The following is a 2,066-nucleotide window of genomic DNA, read 5'->3' on the forward strand; positions in this document are numbered from 1 at the left end:
ACCTGTGGGTTAACCCGGATTGCGGTTTGAAGACCCGCGACTACGAGGAGACGAAGAAGACGCTCAAGAACGTAGTGTCCGCCGCGAAGAAGGTTCGGGCGAGCCTGTAGTCTCTGACGTTCCACCCCTATAAAGTGCCTTAATTACAGGCTTAAACAATCACAATAATTCCGCGAGCAGGTGGTTTTTGATCCGAACAGGTAGGAAAATCCTACCTTATCGGCAAAATCCTACCTGCTCGCGGTTATATAGAGGGTATGCGCATCCAACATAAGCATTTATGTTCCCTAAGACATAGTCCTATCTCACATAAATAAAAAATTTATTGTTTTGACAGCCTAAAATTGTTATTCACAGAATAATCATTCTGAACATATGTTCATTTCTAGTTTAAGTAACCTGTACATATGCTCTTAAAATTACTATTTCTATAGGTATCTATTCCTAAAATGCGAGCATGACTACTACAGATTCTCCAAAGAAGAAGGGTTCTGTACCCCGCTGGCTTGCTATCCCGGCAGCAAAACCTCAACTGAGCACAGCAGAGGTCGCATCGAAGTACCCACGCCTACGTTTTCAGGTTTTTATGGGTATTTTTATCGGGTACGCAACGTTTTATCTGATTCGCAATAACGTTCCGCTTGTTACGCCGATTCTGACTCATGAGCTCGGTTTTAGTAATGCGGCTATTGGTGCGCTTTCTACGGCGTTGCTTTTAGCCTATGGTTTCAGCAAATTCTTTACCGCTATGATTTCTGACCGCTCTAATGCGCGGTTATTTCTCCCCATAGGATTAGTACTTTCTGGTATTGCAAACGTTCTGCTCGCTATCGCCGGGTACATGGGATCCGGTGCGGCAGCTGCAGGATACGGGGCCGCAATCGCATCCACCATGGCCGCCATTATGGTCTTCAACGGTATCTTCCAGGGTATGGGATGGCCGCCCTCAGGCCGCGTGCTCGTGAACTGGTTCTCAACGAGCGAGCGCGGGTCTAAGGTTTCTCTCTGGAATACCGCACATAACGTTGGTGGCGCGCTTTCAGGTCTTTTGGTTGCCTGGGGTTTCACGCTCTTCGGTAAAACCTGGCAGGTTGCTTTTTGGTTCCCCGCCGTGATTAGCTTTGTGCTTGCTTTTGTGGCGTGGCTGCTGATTCGCGATAATCCAGAGGCTGAGGGTCTGCCCACTATTGACGTGTACCGTAACGACCCCCACAAGGTTGAGTCCACGGACGAAGACCGTTCTGAATCAACATGGACGACTATTCGTAAGCATGTGCTGACTAATTCGACCATGGTGTATCTGGCTCTTGCTAATGTCTTTGTGTACACGCTGCGCTACGGTGTGCTGGTGTGGGCTCCTAAATATTTGCACGATGTGCGCCACGCTTCCCTTGAGGGCGGTATTGCTGGGTTCTCAATCCTGGAGCTTGCCGGTATTGGCGGCACTATTCTCTGCGGTTTCGTCTCTGACTATGTCTTTAAGGGGCGTCGTTCACCCGCGGGTATTCTCTTCTTGATTGCTACCGTAGGCGCTATTTTGCTGTATTGGCTGCCTTCAGCCGATGCTCCGCTCATTGTCGCCTATATTGCGTTGGCCCTGATTGGCGGTCTGATTTATGGGCCGGTAATGCTGATTGGTTTGCAGGCTATTGACCTGTCGCCTTCACATGTCGCGGGTACCGCCGCAGGATTTACCGGTCTTTTCGGGTATGCCCTGGGTGCTACGTTGGCTTCTACCGGTATCGGCATCATTGTGGATCACTGGGGCTGGAGCACCGCCTTCATCTTCATGATCGTGTGCTCGGGACTGGCTATTGTGTTCCTCTGGCTTGTTAATGGGGCCGAGAAACGCATGATGGCTGAGAGGGATAAGAAACTCACTGCAGAAAACGCATAGGCGTAATTTCAGTTTCCGCGAGCAGGTGGTTTTTGGTCCGAGCAGGTAGGAAAATCCTATCTTATCGGCAAAATCCTACCTGCTCGCGGTTGCCTTTAAGGGGCAAAGGGTGCCAGTGTTCACCGAATTACGCCCCTGAGGGAATATGCCGAAGAGGTGTTATCTTCAA

General features: G+C 49.8%; 2 protein-coding genes. Both read left to right on the top strand.

Features of this window, described 5'->3' with window-relative positions; translation table 11 throughout:
• The first annotated feature begins 2 nt into the window (after positions 1–2).
• Complete coding sequence (locus tag HMPREF2554_RS12030) at positions 3–110, top strand: hypothetical protein (protein WP_371326186.1); 108 nt, start codon at positions 3–5, stop codon at positions 108–110.
• Positions 111–457: 347 nt separating this feature from the next.
• A complete protein-coding gene (locus HMPREF2554_RS09090; protein ID WP_070554859.1) occupies positions 458–1,897 on the top strand; it encodes an MFS transporter in 1,440 nt (479 codons plus the stop codon).
• Positions 1,898–2,066 lie beyond the last annotated feature (169 nt).

Source organism: Rothia sp. HMSC071F11, from assembly GCF_001809115.1.
Lineage (GTDB): Bacteria > Actinomycetota > Actinomycetes > Actinomycetales > Micrococcaceae > Rothia > Rothia dentocariosa.

Bases quoted from the DNA above. Each gene is read 5' to 3' on its own strand.
- HMPREF2554_RS09090 (WP_070554859.1), top strand. From the start codon at position 458: ATGACTACTACAGATTCTCCAAAGAAGAAGGGTTCTGTACCCCGCTGG.